The 18,894-nt window shown below is 40.8% G+C and carries 13 protein-coding genes; 11 read left to right on the top strand and 2 right to left on the bottom strand.

Annotated features, from left to right (window positions below):
* The first annotated feature begins 64 nt into the window (after positions 1-64).
* The 3 genes from E7L28_RS08010 to E7L28_RS08000 all read left to right on the top strand — a co-directional run bounded on the left by E7L28_RS08010 (position 65) and on the right by E7L28_RS08000 (position 4,805).
* Positions 65-1,456, top strand: coding sequence for a cation:dicarboxylate symporter family transporter (locus E7L28_RS08010; protein WP_008602231.1), 1,392 nt, complete (start codon positions 65-67; stop codon positions 1,454-1,456).
* A gap of 249 nt (positions 1,457-1,705) precedes the next feature.
* Positions 1,706-3,259, top strand: a complete 1,554-nt coding sequence (locus E7L28_RS08005; RefSeq protein ID WP_315308558.1) for a nitrite/sulfite reductase — start codon at positions 1,706-1,708, stop codon at positions 3,257-3,259.
* A 730-nt stretch (positions 3,260-3,989) separates the two neighbouring features.
* Positions 3,990-4,805 (top strand): nitroreductase family protein, encoded by an 816-nt coding sequence (locus E7L28_RS08000; RefSeq protein WP_004694890.1) that lies wholly within the window; start codon positions 3,990-3,992, stop codon positions 4,803-4,805.
* 72 nt (positions 4,806-4,877) lie between these two features.
* Here the strand turns inward: E7L28_RS08000 and E7L28_RS07995 are convergent, their stop codons facing one another.
* On the bottom strand, positions 4,878-5,696 hold the full coding sequence (locus E7L28_RS07995; protein ID WP_004694891.1) for a MetQ/NlpA family ABC transporter substrate-binding protein: 819 nt from the start codon (positions 5,694-5,696) through the stop codon (positions 4,878-4,880).
* 261 nt (positions 5,697-5,957) lie between these two features.
* Between E7L28_RS07995 and E7L28_RS07990 the strand changes: the two genes are divergently transcribed.
* From E7L28_RS07990 to E7L28_RS07980, 3 genes are all read left to right on the top strand, one after another.
* Complete coding sequence (locus E7L28_RS07990) at positions 5,958-7,124, top strand: iron-containing alcohol dehydrogenase (protein ID WP_227065149.1); 1,167 nt, start codon at positions 5,958-5,960, stop codon at positions 7,122-7,124.
* A 244-nt stretch (positions 7,125-7,368) separates the two neighbouring features.
* Positions 7,369-8,034, top strand: coding sequence for an AzlC family ABC transporter permease (locus E7L28_RS07985; RefSeq protein WP_227065238.1), 666 nt, complete (start codon positions 7,369-7,371; stop codon positions 8,032-8,034).
* The gene (locus E7L28_RS07980; protein ID WP_305144307.1) at positions 8,027-8,365 is read left to right on the top strand and encodes a branched-chain amino acid transporter permease; all 339 of its coding nucleotides are present in this window, start codon (positions 8,027-8,029) and stop codon (positions 8,363-8,365) included. Before E7L28_RS07985 ends, E7L28_RS07980 begins: the two co-directional genes overlap by 8 nt.
* Before the next feature lie 156 nt (positions 8,366-8,521).
* Here E7L28_RS07980 and E7L28_RS07975 read toward each other — a convergent pair whose 3' ends face one another.
* On the bottom strand, positions 8,522-9,373 hold the full coding sequence (locus E7L28_RS07975) for an aldo/keto reductase (protein WP_316691811.1): 852 nt from the start codon (positions 9,371-9,373) through the stop codon (positions 8,522-8,524).
* 111 nt (positions 9,374-9,484) lie between these two features.
* Here E7L28_RS07975 and E7L28_RS07970 point away from each other — a divergent pair, with 111 nt between their 5' ends.
* The 5 genes from E7L28_RS07970 (at position 9,485) to gltB (ending at position 18,809) form a co-directional block, all read left to right on the top strand.
* Positions 9,485-10,600 (top strand): efflux RND transporter periplasmic adaptor subunit, encoded by a 1,116-nt coding sequence (locus tag E7L28_RS07970; protein ID WP_227065150.1) that lies wholly within the window; start codon positions 9,485-9,487, stop codon positions 10,598-10,600.
* A 101-nt stretch (positions 10,601-10,701) separates the two neighbouring features.
* Positions 10,702-11,637 (top strand): DUF2156 domain-containing protein, encoded by a 936-nt coding sequence (locus E7L28_RS07965; protein WP_058948150.1) that lies wholly within the window; start codon positions 10,702-10,704, stop codon positions 11,635-11,637.
* Between the two features lie 211 nt (positions 11,638-11,848).
* Entirely contained in the window at positions 11,849-13,042 is a 1,194-nt protein-coding gene (locus tag E7L28_RS07960) for a GNAT family N-acetyltransferase (protein ID WP_316692157.1), read from the top strand.
* A 1-nt stretch (position 13,043) separates the two neighbouring features.
* Positions 13,044-13,913, top strand: coding sequence for an RluA family pseudouridine synthase (locus E7L28_RS07955; RefSeq protein ID WP_316711578.1), 870 nt, complete (start codon positions 13,044-13,046; stop codon positions 13,911-13,913).
* Positions 13,914-14,228: 315 nt separating this feature from the next.
* Positions 14,229-18,809 carry a glutamate synthase large subunit gene (gene gltB / locus E7L28_RS07950; RefSeq protein WP_316692155.1) on the top strand — a complete coding sequence of 1,527 codons (4,581 nt, stop codon included), beginning with the start codon at positions 14,229-14,231 and terminating at the stop codon, positions 18,807-18,809.
* Positions 18,810-18,894: the final 85 nt, after the last annotated feature.

Genomic DNA, 18,894 nt, shown 5'->3' with positions numbered 1-18,894 from the left:
TTTTCGATATATGCTATACTAAATTCATAACCTATTGTTGTGATATGAATTAAAGAGGTGTATTATGAATATTCCATTCTTTACAGATTACCTCATGTTAAGCAATCCATTAAGTATTGGTATTATCGCGGTGTTCGTGCTCGTGTTAATAGGTATTTATGTATTGCAACGCAAGGGCACATCCTTCGGTAATCTCGTTATTATTGGTACTATTGCCGGTGCCGTACTTGGTATAGCGGTCCAAATTATTGCAGGCTTCCCTGATGATCCATCCAAAGTGGTTTATATTAAGGAAAGTACAAAGTGGTTCTCTCTCGTAGGGGGCGGTTTCATCGACTTAATCCGCATGCTTGTTATTCCTATCGTTTTTATCTCTATTGTTCACGTTATTTTGCACATGGAGGCAGGTGCTAATCTTAAAAAGTTAGTAGTTGCTATGATTTCTACGAATCTCGGCATGGTAGCCGTTGCTGCTATAGTCGGTCTAATTTTGGGGAATGCCTTCGGTTTAGGGCAAGGTTTTGATATTGTTGAATCTGGTAAGAAGATTCGTGAGATCAAACCTATGGTTGATACATTCCGAGCACTAATTCCAAGTAATCCAATTCAAGCGGCTGCTGAAACAAATGTTATCGGCATTGTTGTATTTGCAATTATCTTGGGTAGCGTAGCTCGTCTATTAAAACAAACAGGGACAAACTCTATGGAGGTATTCACAAAACTATTTGATGAACTTCATCAGTTGATTTCCTGGGTAGCTGATTTCATTATTGGTCTTATGCCATATGGTGTAGTTGCCTTATTAGCTTCTACATTGGCAACACGCGGTGTACAAGCTATTCTTGATATGGGCTTGTTCGTAGTATTACTTTACGTTGGTCTTTTGATTATGTTTGTTGTACAAGCGATCTTGATTACTAGCTTTGGTTACAATCCGATTACATACTTCAAGAAAGCAAAAGCACCACTCTTATTGGCGTTTACATCTCGTTCTTCGATGGGGGTATTGCCATTAACTGTAGAGACCTTGACAAAACGTCTTGGCGTAAATGCTACAACGGCTAATACAGTAGCTTCCTTCGGTACTACTGCGGGCATGCAAGGTTGTGCCGGCGTATTCCCTGCACTTGTTGTTGTTTACATTTCTAATGTAGCGAATATTCCATTCGATATGACTATGTACATCATGAGTGTTATCGTTATCGCTATCGGTTCCGTTGGTATCGCAGGTGTGCCAGGTACGGCTACAATGGCTGCATCCGTATCCCTTAGTGGTACAGGCCTTGGTGCATACTTCACCTCCATTAGTCCAATTCTAGCTATCGATCCATTGATCGACATGGGCCGTACATGCTTGAACGTATCTGGTTCCTTAACAAATGCTCTCGTAGTAGATAAAATCATGGGAACTATCGATAAAGACGCATACAATAATCCTAATGAAGGTCGCGTATAAAAACTAACAACACTTAATCATATAATTATTATAAAAAGGGGCTGTAGCTGAATGTGGTAAAACCACATTTGGTTACAGCTTCTTTTGCCTTTTTAAAAGTGATAATTATTACAGATTGTAAACTATATTATTAATAATCGATATTGAAATTGTGAGCTTAGCTACTAACATACTTATGCATGTATGGTATACTAAGCGTTATAAAGTTACGAATTATGCTTAATAAATATAAGCCAAGAGGGTAATAGTATGATTACACAAGAATTGAAAGATCGATTAATTGCAGATTATCCAAAGTTTGAGGATATGACACATAAGTTCTATAAGAAAGAACTATCTATTGCAGATTATAAAGGGCAGTCTGGTGCCTATGGTAGTTACGCTGAGCGCGGTGCAAATACTGGCATGAGCCGTTGGCGCTTCAACGGTGGTCGCATGACGCGCGAGCACATACAGTTTTTAGCGGACTCCATTCGTAAATATAACCTGCAACACGTACATTTCACTACCGGTCAATGCTTACAAATGCATGGCCTTGATGGTGATACAATATTAAAGCTCTATAAGGAATGTTATGACCACGGTATTTACAACCGTGGTGCTGGTGGTGATAATCCCAATGTAGTAGCTAGTATTTTACGCGGCATTGATCCTCGTGAAACTCTAGATATTACACCATATGCAACAGCAATTAGCGAATTTCTTATGGAGCAAATGTTCTATATCAAGATTCCTCGCAAATTTAAAATGGGCATAGATAATGGTTTTGATAGTACCCCACATTCTACGTTCAAGGACCTAGGTTTTAACTTAACAAAACACAATACCTTTGATGTGTATGCTTGTGGCGGTATTGGTCCTAATCCTCGCATTGGTATTCCGGTGGCACATGATGTAGCGCCTGAGGATGTTTTGTACCATGTGAAAGCTATGCTTATGGTCTTTGCTAACCATGGTAACTTTAAAAACCGCGGTAAGGCTCGTACTCGTTACATGCCTGCTGAAATGGGTGGGGCGGAAGCTTTCATCAAGATCTATGAAGAAACCCTAGCTATGGTAAAAGAAGTAGAACACCTAACTATTAATCCGGCTGATTATGCTTATGAAATTACAAAAACTGGTAAGCGTGATGATTCTGTGGAAAATTATCGTATTCACCGTCAAAAACAAGAAGGTTTATATTACGTAGAATACCATCCAGCAGGTGGTGATGCGAACGTAGAACACTTGTTGGCTGCCCTTGACTATGCAGTGACACTTGACCAAGTAGAAGCACGTATTGCGCCAGACCAAGCATTGTTCTTCATTAATCTTACAGCTGATGAAGCACGCAAAATTGCGGAAATAACTGATGATAGTGCCGAAAATGATTTCCGCCGTTCCGTATCTTGTGTTGGTTCTACTATATGTCAGATTGGTATGCAAGACTCTAACGGTCTGTTAAAAGATATCTTCGCACACCTTGAAAAAAAGGGTGTAGACACAAGAAAACTACCTCGTTTACATATATCCGGCTGTCCACATTCTTGTGGTACACACCAAATCGGTGAAATTGGATTCCATGGTGCTGTAAAATTAGTAGATAAAAAACCTATGGTAGCATTCATCCTTGTAGATGGTGGATCAGAACACATGGGTTCTGAAAACTTCGGTAAAATGGCTGGCAATATTGTAGCTACAAAAATTCCAGAATTTTTGGAATCTTTGGCAAATATTCTAAACGAATCTCCAGAACCAGACTTTGGGACCTGGAGAATGACACACAAAGCGCAATACATGGAACTTATAAAAGCATTTGAGTAAATGTGGTTTTCGCTTGTGATGGGGCCCTAGCATATAAGTAGTTTCTACGTCGATTGCTATGGGGCCCCGTTTCATTGCGACAACTTAATTAAAAATAAAACTGGGTACCTCTTTGCTCCGTCCTTCGTAAAGTCGCTGCAGAGGTACCCAGTTTCATTTTTATAACACCTGATGTAAATTAGTCCCATAGCAAAGCGACTTACCTTACTAATATACAGAGCGGCCTCATGACAAGCTACATTCGATATTTACTCAATATGCTTTTATATGATGGGGGAAGGGAGAGACGGCCAAGTAATTTTGACTAAATTACTATCAAGACTAGCCGTAGGCTAGTCCCTTCCCCACGGTGGGCATGGCGCCACTACTATAAAGTTTATTATAATGTGTAAAATGATAGTGTTTTCTATGATTTGTTTCAAGGTGTAATTGTAATGGGGCTACATAAGTATTAGCTAGATTATTTACGCTTTTGGATGGGACATCTTTATAAATACAGTGATAAAAAAGTAAGAATACGCTTGTGCAGCGACTTTGCGAAGAACGGAGCAAGCAAGCGTATTCTTACTTTTTTTACCAAGTTGTACTAACGAGACGGGGCCCCATCCTAAAAGCGAATGAACAAATGTTAGTTGAGTCCCAATACAGTTAGAATAATTGTTTAAAACTAGATATGACTTGATTTTGTATGTTATAATAGGCTTTATAGTAGTATTTGGAGGATATTCAGATGTTATTTACCGTCAATACAGAAGTCTGTACACGATGCGGCCTTTGCGTTGCTGACTGTCCGACCGGATTGCTGGTGATGTCCGATGCTGGACCTGTAACTGGCAGGGGAGGTTGTATCTCCTGTGGGCATTGTATTTCCGTATGCCCAACGCTTGCTCTTGATAGCGATATGACACCGCGTAAGGAGCAAATCGATATTACAAAGGAACCTAAGTTAACGCCTGAGCAAGCTGAGCTATTCATGCGTAGTCGTCGCTCTATTCGTAACTATCAAAATAGACCAGTCCCTGTAGAGCTCATTCGCAAAGTGCTAAACGTTGCAAGAATGGCGCCAACAGCGACTAACACACAAGGTATTTCGTATATAGTAATCCGAGATAAACAAACGTTGCGCCGTATTGCTGATCTTGTTCTAGAGTGGATGCATCTGGCTGCAAAAACAGTACCGATTATGCGTCTCTATGCTCGTGCTGCTCAAGCAGAGGTAGATAAAGGCAAGGAGTATATCTTGCGCGATGCGCCGGCTCTCGTAGTGGCAATTGGCTCTAAAAAAGATATTCATCGTACCCATGATAGTGGTCACTCTTGCTTGTCTTATGCTGAGCTATATGCGCCGACTTTAGGCCTTGGTACTTGTTGGGCTGGTTTCTTTGAACATGCTGGAGAAGCTGAATACCAACCATTATTAGATGAATTAGGTGTACCTGATGATAAAATTGTAGCTGGTGGCATTCTTATGGGATATCCTAAAGTACGATATCGCAATATTGTAGAGCGTCAACCATTAGATGTTACATTTGATACAGAAGAGTAAAAAAGAGATGCCCCAATGATTGTAATCATTGGGGCATCTCTTTTTAGTTATATAGTGACGATATAAACTTTATTAGTTGGCAGTTGTAATAGTGCCTTTGAATGTTTCGTCGATGTATTGTTTAATAGCATCAGATTTGTAAATATCTGCAATTTTTTTGTATGTTTCGTTGTCTTTGTCTTCACTACGAACTGCAAGTACGATAACTGTTAGTGGTTCATCTTTAGATTCGAAGAAGAAACCTTGTTTTTCTACACTAAGACCAGCACTTTGCACATAGTTCATTGGAATAACTGCAATTGTTACATCATCTAGACTACGAGGTAATTGAGCTGCTTCTAGTTCTTGAATCTTTATATTCTTCGGGTTAGATGTGATATCTGCAACTGTTGCTTTGAAGCCGACACCATCTTTTAACGTAATTAATCCAGCTTTAGCTAATAATGCTAATGCACGACCACCATTAGTAGGGTCATTTGGGATAGAAACAGTAGCGCCTTCAGGTACATCTTGTACGCTGTGTACGCTATTACTATATAAGCCCATACGCACCAAAATTGTTTTACCGATTGCTACTAAGTTGGAACCATTTTGTTTGTTAAAGTTTTCCATAAATGGTACATGTTGATAAGCATTCAGTTGAATATCGCCATCTGCAAGGGCTTTATCAGGTGTTACATAGTCTGAGAATTCAACTACTTTAAGATCGATTCCTTGTTTTTTAGCTTCTTTTGCTACAGCTTCAGCTACTTGTGCATGAGGACCAGATGTAGCACCTATTTTGATTTCTTTTTGTGTTTGTGTTGATTGATTTGATGTACTACCACAACCAGCGATAGCAAATGCAAGAGCACCGATAAGTAATGGTGCTAACAATGTTTTTAATTTCATATAATCATCCCTTTCAAGTCTTATAATGGTTATATCCTATCATGGATGAAGGGGATTTGTATATGATAAAAGCATATCAGTTAGCTATAGATTAAAACTATGGTGAAATTCTAGCTCATTTATAATACAATTCAATATAATATATTGATTAATGTGTTATATTGAATGTGTGATCGCTAGGTAGTAAATTTATATTTTAAATATTTTTGTATAATTCTAATATGGATTCATATATCTATATGTCGGATTAATGGAGGATGTATGTATAATTTTGATTTTTATAACCCTACACATATCGTATTTGGTAAAGACCGTTTAGATGAATTAGATACATTGGTACCAAAGGATGCAAAGGTGCTCATTACTTATGGTGGTGGCTCCGCTGTGCACAGTGGTCTTATTGATCGCATTGTGAAAGCTCTTGGTAACCGCAAGGTTGAGCAGTTTGGTGGTATTGAGCCAAACCCATCTCTTGAAACTTGTGAACGTGCGGTAGCTTTCATTAAAGAACATGGCGTAGATTTCGTTCTCGCTGTAGGCGGCGGTTCTGTAGTAGATGCTACAAAACTTATCGTTATGGGTGCTACCTATGATGGTCCCGTTATTGAGGTAATGAAAGCTGGTGTGCCAGAGGTTCCGGTAGACATGGTACCAAATCCATTACCATTTGGCACAGTTATGACACTACCTGCAACTGGTTCCGAAATGAACAATGGTGCAGTTATTACTTATGGTGACGGTAAATACCCTGTATTCAGTAGCTTAGTATTCCCTAAGTTCTCCATGCTTGATCCAACATTGACTTTCACCTTGCCTGAAAGACAAGTTAAGAATGGCGTTATCGATACCTTTGTGCATACCACAGAGCAGTATTTAACATACCCTGTAGAAGGTCGTATTCAAGATCGTTTCAGCGAAGGTATTTTAAAAACTATGATTGAAATCGGCAAAGAAACAGTAGAAAATCCAGAAAACTACGATATTCGTGCTAACCACGTGTGGGCCTCTACATTGGCATTAAATGGTTTAATTGGTGCCGGCGTGCCACAAGACTGGGCAACTCATCTGATTGGCCATGAGTTAACTGCGGCGTACCATCTTGACCATGGTATTACATTGGCTATCGTATTACCTGCATTGTTAGAAGTGAAAAAAGCAGACAAACTTGAAAAATTGGCACAATATGCTACACGGGTATGGCATATTACAGAAGGTACAAACGAAGAAAAAGCGGACAAGGCTATCGCTAAAACTCGTGAATTCTTCGAGTCCCTTGGCGTATCTACGCATTTGAAAGACTATGGTCTTGGTGAAGAAGCAGTTGATAAAATTGTGAAACAATTAGAGGACCATGGCATGACACAACTTGGTGAAAATGGTGATGTAACACCAAAAGTAGCTCGCGAAATTTTAACGCGTGCTTTATAAAGAGTTATGTTGAGAATAATCAAAATTTGACACATATCGCATAGAATGTATAATATAATAGCTTAAATAAAAGACACCATATGGTGTCTTTTATTATTAGAGTTTATTTGTTAATGGATATAGGGGTTAAATTTGCTTAGCTCTTGAGTACATTTTATATGATATACAATTTATGATTTTGAAAGGAGGAAATCCTTTGAGTGAAACAAAACGCCGAAGTGCCTTTTCTTTTGCGCTACCTTTGGTGGTACCTATTGGTATCAGTTTGTTTTTCTTAGGTTTAGGTTTTGGTCTTTATGTTACTAGCCAAGGACTCCCTTGGTGGACCGCACCAGCTTTGGCGGCTACTATTTTTGCAGGCTCCATGGAGTTTGTAACGATAGGACTGATGTTAGCTGGATTTGATCCTCTCAATGCCTTCATTTTGACCTTATTCGTTAATGGTCGTCATTTTTTCTATGGGTTATCAATGTTACAACGATATGTAAATATGGGCTGGAAATGGTTCCCCACCATTGCATGGATGTGTGATGAAAGCTTTGCTATCAATGTAAGTACTCAGTTGCCCGATGATGTAGATGAAAAGTCGTTCTATTTCCACGTAACTTGGTTAAATTATGTATTTTGGGTAGTTAGTACTTTTATAGGTGGTCTATTTGGTAATCTGTTAGCCACTGTAGATTTACGAGGTATTGACTTTGTATTACCAGGTTTATTTATTGTTATTTTCTTAGAGATGTTGTTGAATGCTAAGAATAATAATATAAGATTATTTGGTGTTGCTGGTGCGATAATAGGGGTGGCGATGCTTTTGTTGGTAGGAAAATCCATCTTTATGCTTGCCTCTATGAGTTGTATGCTCCTAGCATCTTATATTGCGTATAAGTGGGGAGGTGTACATCTTGACTAGTTTTGAAATGGTCATTACCGTTGCTATTGTGGTAGCAGGTACATTGCTTACACGATTCGCAGCATTTCTCATATTCCCTCCCGGTAAAAAGGCGCCAGATTTTGTACAGTACTTGGGAAAGGCATTACCTGCAGCGGTAATGGGGATGCTTGTTGTGTACACTTTTAAAGATACTGTAGTTCTAACATATCCTTACGGATTTCCTGAATTAATTGCATTGTTAGTTACAGTGGGGCTTCATATATGGAAGCGAAATATGTTCATGTCTATTGGGGCAGGAACTGTAGCGTATATGATTCTTGTACAAGCCATATTTAATGTGACAAAATAAAATAAACCACGTATATCTATTCCTATGAAAGGTTAGATATACGTGGTTTTATTTTTACAAATACTGTTTTGCTTATCGTGATGGCATGATTGTTATATTTATTGTAATTGTTATCAACAATGCATGTTACTTAGTATTTAATTAGTATATTACGTTTTATTTTAGTTGTAACAGTCTTTCAAGCCCTGGTGCAGTATGATGATTTTCCAAGAAGGATCGTTGGTCTAGTAGTTCCATAACATCCATGTCGATGTTGGTGAGTTTGAAATCGAATACATCGAAGTTTGCTTCCATATGGCTCACGTTATTGGCCTTTGGCAATGGAATGATGCCTCGTTGGATGTGCCAACGCAAGATGATTTGATGTTTTGAAACACCGTATTTTTCTGCCAAGCTTTTGATGATTGGATGGTCAAAAATCGGTTGGCGGTCACGGGTAAATGGAGACCATGCCATGCCTACAACTTGATGCTTTCTCATCAATTGTAAGAGTGATTGACGTTGGTTGAACGGGTGACATTCGATTTGGTTGACCACCGGTTTTACATTGCAGTGGTACAGCAAGTCGATGAGGCGGTCTTCGTAAAAATTAGATAGACCTAACCCACGGAGTACATTTTGATCGTATAATTCTTCCATGGCGCGCCAAGAACCGTAGTAATCACCTAGTGGTTGATGTACTAGCATGATATCAATATAGTTGGTATCTAATTTCTTTAAGGAACTTTCAACAGCACGCATCGTATTATCGTAGCCTGCATCAGTGTGCCAGATTTTAGTAGTGATGATTATATCTGTTCGTTTAATACCAGATGCTTTGATTCCTTTAGCCACGGCTTCTTCATTGCCATAATAGGCGGCCGTATCGAGTAAACGATAGCCTACGCCAAGTGCATTGGCAACGGCCTGTTCAGTCTCTCCTTCGGTGCCTGTTTTATAGGTACCATAACCGATGGAGGGAATGAAGCTACTATTGTTTAAAATTCTAAAGTCCATCCGTTCTTCCATGAGAACCTCCGTTATATCCATAAATTAAAGGAATTAGCTTTCATACAATTCTAACTGATTTTATGATATACTAAGGTATTGATAAAAATCAATATGATAGGAAGTGACAGAATGCAAATAAATCGTTTCTGCTCTGTAATTGCTATCCTTGGTGTTATGATTATGACACTCGCTATTGCGGGATGTGGTACGAAAACCGTATCCGTCGCAGAGGTAACGTACAAGGATATGCCGTTGCAGATTCATAATGATGCCAATGTAACGGCCCTTAATAAGGCGACGATAACGCCGACCTTGACGGGGCAGGTCGTGTATGCTGTGAAAGTAGGCGACCAAGTACAGCAAGGTCAAACTGTGGCCACTGTAGATACATCGGCTTTACAACAACAGCTAGCATCCTTGCAAGGACAATTAGCACAAGCCCAATCACAATCATATGCCACAGCTGTGACGACTACGACTGCAGCATCTATAGATAGTACTCAATTGGAACAGGCTCAACGCATGCGCGAAGCAGGCATAATCACACAAAAAGAATATGATCGTATTTTGGAACGATCTCAACCACAAACTACAACAGTCACAACTGGTGGTGGGGGAGGCGTCAATACGGCGGCTATCGAGGCACAAATTGCTCAAGTATCAGCACAGATGGCAGCTTCTACAATCGTGGCTCCTATAGCAGGTACGGTGACATCTATTTATAACGAAGACCGTCAAATGGCGATTGCGGACCGTCCGTTTATGATGATTCAGCAATCCACGCCGATGGTAGCATCCCTCAGCATTCCCCGTGATGCGGCTATGAAGTTAGGTACATCTGAAGCCAAGAATGGTATGAAGGTACTTCTCAAGGTGGGGGACCAAGAAATACCGGGGGAATTGACTTACGTAGATATTACTCAGCCTGAAAATGTGCCAAGTGTTCTCGTAAAAGCTACTTTCAACAATGAGAAAGGCCTAATCAAGGCTGGTGAATTCTATACACTCGTTATTGAATCTAATGTGAAAGCCAAGATGCTGACCGTTCCAACTAAGGCGGTTCGTGAAAACCAAGATGGCAAGTACATATATGTGTTAACTGAAAATAATACCGTTGACGTACGTGTTGTTGAGGTAGGCATCACTGAAGGCGATGACGTAGCCATTATTTCTGGCTTAAACGAAGGTGATAAGGTTATCACTACAGATGGTACCTTTGAATTAGGGGAATCTGTAAAATTATAACTACAAATTAAGTGACTTCAATAGAGTATTATGAAGAGCCTAATGAATATTTGGCTATATTCAACTTTTACCGATAACGACGGTAACCTCAGAAGAGGAATCTGATAGGAGGGATTATTATTTTAGAATTTAAACGTTTTGAATTAAGAGATAAACCATTAATCGATAAGTATTTTGAACAACATCATTATGAAGCATCTGATAACTGCTTTACTACATTATTTATGTGGCAAGATGCGTACGGCATTCGTTGGGCTGAAGAAAATGGCGTGTTGTACATTCAAGGTGGCGGTAAGCGTGAACCATTCCTATTGCCTCCATTTGCTGGTAAAGATGCAAAGTTCCTTGATGGTTTATTGCGCGCTAAAGAATGGTTTGTGGAAAATAAATTGCCATTCCGCTTCAAAGGTATTAGCAAAATCATGAAAGAGCGCATGGAAGAATTATGTCCTGGACGCTACACATTCACACCTGACCGCGATAACTACGAATACATTTATAAGTCTGAAGATCTTATCAATTTGTCCGGTAAGAAGTTCCGTCAAAAGAAAAACCATTTAAATCAATTCCGCATGCAATATTCCAACTATGAATATGTGCCAATTACAGAAGATATCATTCCATTATGCCGCGAAACAGCAGCATCTTGGGTAGAAACCCATCATGAAGAAGGTATCGAAGATGAATTGGTTGCTATCAATTTATTATTTGATAACTGGGATGTGCTAGGCCTTAAAGGCGGCACCATTAAATTGTTTGGCCGCGTGGAAGCTTTCAGTATCGGTGAATTGTTGAATGATAAAATGGCGTTGATTCATATTGAAAAAGCAAATCCAGATATTCGTGGTTTGTACCAAGCGATCAATAATGAATTTATTCGTCATGAATTCAGCGATGTAGAATTCATTAACCGTGAAGAAGATATGGGCTTGCCTGGTCTTCGTCAAGCAAAAGAATCTTATAACCCAGATCATTTTGCTGAAAAATATGACGCAGTATATGCTAACGAAGCAGATAATGCGACAGGTGGTAAATAAAAAATGAGCTATGAAGTCGATGTGCTTCATAGCTCATTTTGTTATAATAGAATTGTTAGCCTATCTATTTGAATGTAACTATCGTATCATCATAGCGATATGGCGATATGGCGATATGGCGATATGGCGATGCGATGTGCTTAGATTAGATATTATACGCTGTGACGCAATAGATAGATAACGGCTCTTATGATATAACGAGGATATAAACATGGAATTTAGAATTGCGACGGTTCAAGATACGCCTCATGTGGAAAATCTATGGGCGTACTGCTTTGAACCAAAGGAAGATCCATTCTTCCAATATTATTTTACAAAGTGCTATGAACCAGAAAATACAATGGTCGGCCTAGAACAGGACCAATTGTTGAGTACCGTTCATTTGCGTCAATACAATCTTAATATACGTGGGGCCGTATTGCCTACGAGTTATATGGTAGGCGTAGCAACACATCCTGCGGCTCGCCGTGGTGGAGTAGGCGGTGCATTATTGACCTCTGCACTAGAGGAGCTTCGTAAACGCGGACAAGCTATGACGATTTTGATGCCATCCAAGGCGGCATTCTATCAACAATATGGTTGGGAACTCTATGCTCATCAATGGGTGAACACTATGTCGCTAGAAGACTTGCGCCCTATGACAGATAAAACGTTGAGCTTTGGCTTGCTAAATAGCGTAGATCAATGGACTTTGTTAGATCCAGTATATAAAACATATACGGCTCGTCTTTCTGGCTACGCAGAGCGCGGTGAAAAGGAATGGAAACGATTATTAGGCAGCTTCTTTGCAGAAGGCGTAAACATTGCTGTAGTGCGCAACGATGACTATGTCATTGAAGGCTATGCAGTGTATCGTTTAGGTCAGCCTGAAATTCCTGTTACTGAGCTGGTTTACACGACACGCCGTGTACAACGTGCATTATTAAATTATTTCTATAATCACCGTTCTCAAGGTACGTCTATCCGTTGGAATGAAGGCCTTCACGATACATATTATCGCTTCTATCCTGATGGTAGAACTGGCCATGCTACCATGCCATATATGATGAGTCGTATTGTAGATGTAAAAGCTGCTTTTGAAGCGATTCCTGTAAATCCAGAGGCATTGATGATGCCTATAACAATGACCTTTGCAGTAAAAGATGGGCTTTGCAGCTGGAACGAAGGCCGTTATGAAGTGGAATATGGCGGTGCATTAACTCCATCCGTTAAAAAGATTTCTGATACATTTGATGGTGAAGCGGATATTACCGTTGAGGTCGGTGCATTAAGCCAGTTATTAATGGGCACTCTTACGGCTCGAGACCTTGTTTTTGAAGGGAAACTATCAGTAAGCGAAGAATGGTTAGACTATTTCGATATTCTCTATCCTGAACAAAAAACATATATTAACGAATGGTGGTAATATGAGCTGGAAAACGTATACGGTGAAAGAACCGACAGAGTTGACGGTCTCTAAATATGTAAAGGAACGATTTTCCCTATCCTCTCGGGATATCCAAATGATGTTTCGCAAGAAACGGGTAAAAGTTAATAGCCGTGTGGCTCATTCACAACGGACACTCAAAAAAGGGGATGTGTTAACCTTAGAATTACCACAAGATAAGGATTATGGGGTTGATGTAGAAAAGGGACCGATTACAGTTCTCTATGAAGATGCGCATACGTTAGTTGTAAATAAGGATCCCTTTATGCTCGTTCATCCTGCAGGGCAAACGAAGTCTTGTACATTGAGTAACTATGTGGCAGGGTATTATGCGAAGAAAAACGTAGTTCATAAGGTTCGACCTGTGCACCGCCTCGACCGAGATACATCGGGGTGCATTCTCTTTGGTAAAACAAAGGAAGCACAACAATACTATACAGATGAGTTACAGGCAGGTCGTATTGACCGCATTTATACAGGTCTTGTAGAAGGTCGCATTGATGCGGATGGCATGGTAGATGCGCCTATCGGGGTGGATTCAGTATTCGATAATCGCCGCGTTATCGATGAATTTGGGCAGCCTGCTCAAACAGAATATATTGTTCTTGATCATGAGGGAGACAATACTCTGTTACGGTTTAAGTTGTTGACTGGTAGAACTCATCAAATTCGCGTTCACATGGAACATATTGGTCATCCCATCGTAGGTGATGCTATGTATGGTACGCGTAATAAGCCCTATACACGTCAATGTTTGCACGCATCGGAGCTAACTTTCGTTCCGTATGGTAAGGACGAAGCTATTACGATTACATGTGAAGTAGGGGATAATTTTGGTCGAGAAAAATAAGTGTTGATTTTTCCACTCTAAATGATAAGCCCATAGTGCTTATTGGATGAGAAGCTTATTATCCCTGTATCCTTGTATACAAAAAACAATAGTGATAAAAACTCATAGTCTATGCATGAAAAGCATAGACCATGTTTTTTTTATATTTTCAATTCACAGTGGACAGGAGTATACTGTGTATAGACATAAAATTCTATAGAATGTTAAATTGATAATTTTATAGAGAAATAGTTTGTTAGTTATACTTTTACCAAGACCGAACGGAACGATGCCGCAGTGCTTGGAATAATCAAGTGATATGAAGGAGTGCACGTTATGGATATGAAGCAAAGCACAATAAAGCAACAACGTCTAGATCAAGCTAGACTTGAAGCCAATGGTATGTACAGCAGCCAATTTGAAAAGGATGCGTGTGGCATGGGCTTCGTTGTTAATATTAAGGGAAAAAAATCCCATGATATTATCGACGATGGTTTACGCATTTTGGAGCGTCTTGAACATCGTGGTGGTGCCGGTGCTGACAAGGACACAGGGGATGGTGCCGGTATTTTGGTACAAATTCCGCACGAGTTCTTCAAACGTGAGTGCGAAGTGCTTGGTATTCAACTGCCTGCAGCTGGCGAATATGGCGTAGGTATGGTCTTTGCCCATAAATATGAAAGTCTCCGTAACGAGCAAAAACGAATTCTCGAAGAGGTCGTACGCGGAGAGGGCCAAGTTGTTCTCGGCTGGCGTGAAGTGCCGGTAGATGGTACAAAGGTTGGTAAAGAGGCTGCGGCGATTCGTCCTTGGATGATTCAAATCCTTATCGGCAAAGGTCCCGATGTAACTAACAATAAGGAATTTGAACGCAAATTATATATCATCCGTAAACTGGCGGAAAAACGCATCATTCCATTAAGCAAGGAATTATCTAGCGATTTTTATATCGCATCTTTGTCTTCTAAAACAATCGTATATAAAGGTATGTTAACACCTGGTCAATTGCGAGACTTCTACCTTGATTTGAGCGACCTTGACTTTACCTCTGCGTTGGCAATGGTTCACTCCCGTTTTAGTACGAATACATTCCCAAGCTGGGCTCGGGCACATCCTAACCGTTTCTTAGTTCATAATGGTGAAATCAACACCATCCGCGGTAATGTAAACTGGATCAATGCTCGTGAAGGTAAAGCGGAATCTCCATTGTTCCCAGATATCAAAAAGGTATTCCCTGTAGTAGATGATAGCGGTTCTGACTCGGCTATGTTTGATAACACATTGGAATTCTTGCACATGACAGGTCGTTCCTTGCCTCATGCGATCATGATGATGATCCCTGAGCCTTGGGAACGCAATAATCTCATGAGCCGAGAAAAACATGATTTCTATGAGTTCAATAGCTTTATGATGGAACCATGGGATGGTCCTGCGGCTATGGGATTTACCGATGGCACAGTTATTGGCGGTGTCCTTGACCGCAACGGGTTACGTCCTGCTCGTTACTATGTGACAACAGATGACCGCGTTATTATGGCTTCCGAGGTTGGCGTTGTAAACGAAAATGCTGAAAATATCCGTGCTAAAGGCCGTTTAGAACCAGGTAAAATGCTGCTCATTGATACAGAGGAGCAACGTATCATTTCCGATGAAGAAATCAAACATCGCGTCGCTACTGAATTGCCATACAATGAATGGGTAAAGGAACACGTTATTCATTTGTCTGAAATTACGCAGGCCGATGAAAGTACAATTCCAACAGTAGATGATTTATTTAAAGAACAACAAGCTTTTGGTTATACTCAAGAAGACCTTGTTCGCATGATTGTGCCTATGGCAAAAGATGGTAAAGACCCTGTAGGTGCCATGGGTGCCGATGCGCCTTTAGCTATCTTGTCCGATAAACCACAATTGCTATATAGCTACTTCAAGCAAATGTTTGCACAAGTAACAAATCCTCCTATCGACTCTATCCGTGAGGAGATGGTTACATCTACACGGGTTATGCTTGGTAACTCTGGTAATCTAACAGATCCTAACAAAGCAGGAACCTATGCGTTGTCCATGCGTACACCAATCCTTACGAACCAAGAGTTGGCGTCCATCAAGGCTCTTGATTGTCGTCGCATGAAATCCGTAACCTTGCCAATTCTCTTCGATCCTACTAAGGGTGCTGAAGGCTTGCGCGATGCGCTAAATGATTTATGCGAAAAGGCAGAAGAAGCAGCTCGTACAGATCAAAATGTGTTGATCTTATCCGACCGCGGTGTCGATGAAAATCATACACCAATTCCAGCGTTGTTGGCTGTAGCTGCTGTTCACAATCACTTGATTAACAAAGTGTTGCGTACAGAAATTGGCCTCATCCTTGAATCTGGTGAACCACGCGAAGTTCATCACTTCTGTACATTAATCGGTTATGGTGTAACAGCTATCAACCCATACTTGGCGCTTGAAACAGTTCGCGATTTGCAAGCTCGTAAACGCCTTGGAGATATTACACCAGAAGAAGCAGAAAAGAACTATATTAAAGCCGCTGTAGGTGGCATCATGAAAGTTATGTCCAAAATGGGTATTTCCACAGTTCGTTCCTACCACGGTGCACAGATCTTTGAAGCTTTGGGCTTGAATACTAACTTCATTAATAAGTTCTTTGTAAATACGCCAACACGTATCGGCGGCATTGGTCTTGGCGGTGTAGCACATGAGGCATTAGCTCGTTATGAACGGGCTTTCAAATCCGACGAAACTGTACTCGAACCAGGCGGTTGGTATGGTCCAGTAAAAGATGGGGAAGAGCATCTATTTAACCCTAAGACTATCGACCTGTTACAAGAATCCCTTATCGGAAAGGATTATGCAAAATATAAAGAATACTCCAAAGCGATTCGCAATGATTACCATGTTACATTGCGTTCTTTAATGGAATTGAATTATCCTGTAGGCGGTGGTATTCCTATCGAAGAGGTTGAACCGGAAGAGTCTATCGTAAAACGCTTTAAAGCGGGCGCTATGAGTTACGGTGCCATCAGTAAAGAAGCGCATGAAGCGATCGCTATCGCTATGAATCGTTTAGGCTCTACATCCAACTCTGGTGAAGGCGGTGAAGATGTAGCTCGTTTCAAACCATTGCCAAACGGCGACAGCATGAACTCCGAAGTAAAACAGATTGCATCAGGTCGTTTCGGGGTAACAGCGAATTATTTGATCAATGCAAAAGAGTTGCAAATTAAATGTGCTCAAGGCGCAAAACCAGGTGAAGGTGGTCAATTACCAGGCAAAAAGGTATATCCTGAAATCGCGAAAGCTCGACACTCCACTCCTGGCGTTGAGCTCGTATCTCCACCACCACATCACGATATTTACTCCATCGAAGACTTGGCTGAGTTGATTTACGATTTGAAATGCGTCAACAAAGATGCGCGTATTTCCGTTAAATTGACATCTGAAGCAGGCGTCGGCACGATTGCTGCTGGTGTTGCGAAAGCGAAAGCGGATAATATCTTGATTTCCGGATACGATGGTGGTACTGGTGCGGCAGGCCGTACATCTGTTAAACACGCTGGTGTGCCTTGGGAATTAGGTTTGTCTGAAACTCATCAAACATTGATGCTCAATAGATTGCGTGACCGTGTTCAATTAGAAGTAGACTCTAAGTTGATGACTGGATTCGATGTGGCTGTAGCAGCTATGCTCGGTGCTGAGCTATTCGGCTTTGGTACATTGCCACTCGTAGCGGTAGGTTGTAAAATGGCTCGCGTCTGTCACCTCAACACATGTCCTTACGGCGTAGCCACACAAGATGAAAAATTGCGTGCTCGCTTCACAGGTAAGCCTGAGTATGTTGAAAACTTGATGCTCTTTATCGCACGTGAATTACGTGAAATCATGGCTCGTCTAGGTATTCGCTCCGTAGCAGAACTCGTTGGACGTATCGACCTTGTTCGTCAAAAATCGCAAGACGATAACTTCAAATTGTCCCGCGTTGACCTTAAACGCATATTGTTCCGTCCGTACATCAATGCCTCTGTAGGTCATATGCACATGGTTGACCAAAATCACGAGTTGGAACGCACCTTGGATATGTCCAAGCTCCTGCGTATGTGCCGTCCTGCTATTGAGGACCAAAAACCGATTCGTGCTAAATTGGCTATCACTAACATCAATCGTGTTGTAGGTACCTTGGTTGGTTCTGAGGTGACTCGTCGTTATGGTGAAAGCGGCTTGCCAGACAATACAATCAAGTTGAACTTCGAAGGCTCTGCAGGTCAATCCTTCGGTGCTTTCATCCCTAAAGGTATGACATTGGAACTCGAAGGGGATGCGAATGACTACCTTGGTAAAGGTTTATCCGGTGGTACAATCACTGTGTATCCGCCTAAAGCATCTATCTTTGAGGCTGACGAAAACATCCTTATCGGTAATGTTGCCTTCTATGGTGCAACCTCTGGTACATCCTACATCAATGGTGTAGCTGGTGAACGTTTCGCCGTTCGTAACAGTGGCATCACTGCCGTTGTGGAAGGCGTCGGCGACCATGGCTGTGAATACATGACCGGTGGCGAAGTGCTCGTACTCGGTAAAATCGGCCGTAACTTTGGAGCAGGTATGTCCGGTGGCTATGCGTATATCCTCGATTGCGATGAACGTTATGTAAATACAGGTCTCGTAGAACTACGTCCGGCCAATAATGATGACCTTAAACGCATTAAAGAACTAGTAGAACAACATGTATTGCATACTAACTCCGCTAAAGGCCGTCACATTTTAGAAAACTGGAATAACTTTGTAAACAGATTTACAAAGGTTGTACCTGTAGCATACGAGGAAATGCAAGCTGCTATTGAACGCTTCAAAGAACAAGGCTTGTCCTTAGAGGAAGCTCAATTAGCTGCATTTAAAGAAAAATATGCATAATATATTTCTTCTTAGTTAATTTTTGTTATATAAGAATACAGTGAAAAGCCTCTATAGCTTTGACTATAGAGGCTTTTTCATGTAT

This window comes from Veillonella parvula (assembly GCF_032575955.1).
Classification (GTDB): Bacteria; Bacillota; Negativicutes; order Veillonellales; family Veillonellaceae; genus Veillonella; species Veillonella parvula_J.
This window is presented reverse-complemented; position numbering and strand designations above follow the sequence as displayed.